This is a genomic window from Mesorhizobium sp. M1338, assembly GCF_040318045.1.
Lineage (GTDB): Bacteria > Pseudomonadota > Alphaproteobacteria > Rhizobiales > Rhizobiaceae > Mesorhizobium.
Genome location: NZ_JAMYLL010000164.1, coordinates 1 through 578, shown reverse-complemented (window position 1 = coordinate 578; position 578 = coordinate 1). Strand labels below are relative to the sequence as shown.

The 578-nt window shown below is 60.4% G+C and carries 1 protein-coding gene; it reads right to left on the bottom strand.

Annotation, left to right across the window (positions count from 1 at the left end; all coding sequences use genetic code 11):
* Positions 1-72: 72 nt before the first annotated feature.
* A partial coding sequence (gene istB / locus NKH19_RS33490) for an IS21-like element helper ATPase IstB (protein WP_352984011.1) occupies positions 73-578 on the bottom strand: 506 nt, incomplete at its 5' end.

Sequence of the window (578 nt, the reverse complement as noted above, 5' to 3'; positions counted from 1 at the left end):
AACGTTTTTTTTTTTTCCCCCCCCCCTATTCTTGGTGGGTGTTGTGTGGTGGGGGCGCGGCTGCCGGCCTTTTTAACTCGGGCCCAACCGACGCTTTTCGCGAAGCCGGTAGCTGTCACCGCGGATGGTGATCACTGTCGAATGATGAAGCAGGCGATCAAGGATCGCGGTCGCGACCACGGGATCGCCAAACACGCTGCCCCATTCGCCCACGGAGCGGTTGGAGGTGATCAGGATCGATCCCCGCTCATAACGCCGCGACACCAGCTGGAAGAACAGATGCGCAGCATTGGCTTCGAACGGGAGATAGCCGAGCTCGTCGATGATCAACAGTTTCGGCCGCGACAGGGTCGTCAGCTGCTTTTCGAGTGAACCGTCGTCATGGGCCTTGGCCAGCATCGTCACGAGCGTGGCCGCCGTGACGAACTGGACGCTATGGTTCTGCCGGATCGCCTCGCGCCCGAGAGCCACCGCCAGATGTGTCTTGCCCGTACCCGGCGGACTGGGCTCATAATGCCCGTTATCAGGATGGCGAGGCAAAGAAGATTGTCCGTTACGCCTTTCATCCACGTTCGGGC